This window comes from Bordetella petrii, assembly GCF_020991325.1.
GTDB classification, from domain to species: Bacteria; Pseudomonadota; Gammaproteobacteria; order Burkholderiales; family Burkholderiaceae_B; genus Bordetella_A; species Bordetella_A petrii_E.
In genome coordinates, this window is sequence record NZ_JAJMLX010000523.1 from 1 (window position 1) to 849 (window position 849).

Sequence of the window (849 nt, forward strand, 5' to 3'; positions counted from 1 at the left end):
ATTCGAACTGGGGCGCGCCCAGCAGTTCGCCGCGGTTGTTGTAGGTCCAGCGGTGCAGGGGGCACACGATGTTGCCGCCGTTCTCCTTCAGGCTGCCGCTGCCCCTGGCATGGCCGGCCACGTCGCCGGCCTGGCCGCCGAGTATCAGGGCCTGGCGATGCCGGCAGACGTTCGAAATCAGTTCCACGCCGTGCTGGCCGCGCACCAGCGCGCGGCCATTCTGTTCCTGCGCCAGCGTGCGCCAGTCGCCGACGGCCGGCACCAGTTTTTCGTGGCCCACATACAGTGACGACTGCTTGAAGATCCGGTCTTGTTCCTGGTCGAAGCGCGCCTGGTCGAAGTAGGCGGAAACGGGTAGCTGGGTCCGCGCGGGCGCAACGTGACGCGCGGTGGCGATATCGGTCATGGATTTCTCCTACGGAACGCGCCGGCCGGCACGGCTCAGCCAGCGTCGGCCAGCATGCGGGAGATGCGTTCGTCTTCAGTCAGCTTTGGGCAGCTCGCGCATTTGTCGCCGTCGCGGCGACGGAAATGGTGGCAACAGATCGTTCTGTCCAGCATCAGGGCCGGATCCCCCCGGGCGTTCTGGTAACCCAGCAGCCCGCAGCCCTCGGCGACGCCCATGATGCGCAGCCACTGGCCGGCCCAGGCCCGGGTCTGGACCGTATCTGCGCGCGCCAGGCGTGCGGCCAGCAGCACGGCGGCCAGTACGCATTCGGCCACTGTCGCGTCCGCGGTCTTGCGTTTCAGGGGCAGCACTTGCTGCATGGCGCCACGCATCTGGGCGCAGAACTGCGCGGCCTCGGCGGCCCCGCGCGCGATACGCTGGCACAGCGTGCCCCGCAGCGG

2 protein-coding genes are annotated in these 849 nt (G+C 68.8%); both read right to left on the bottom strand.

Going from position 1 to position 849, the window contains the following annotated elements; translation table 11 throughout:
- Positions 1-406: aromatic ring-hydroxylating oxygenase subunit alpha (locus LPZ50_RS25105; RefSeq protein WP_230665534.1), on the bottom strand; the 406-nt coding region annotated here is incomplete at its 3' end.
- 35 nt (positions 407-441) lie between these two features.
- A partial coding sequence (locus LPZ50_RS25110; protein ID WP_329957708.1) for a (2Fe-2S)-binding protein occupies positions 442-849 on the bottom strand: 408 nt, incomplete at its 5' end.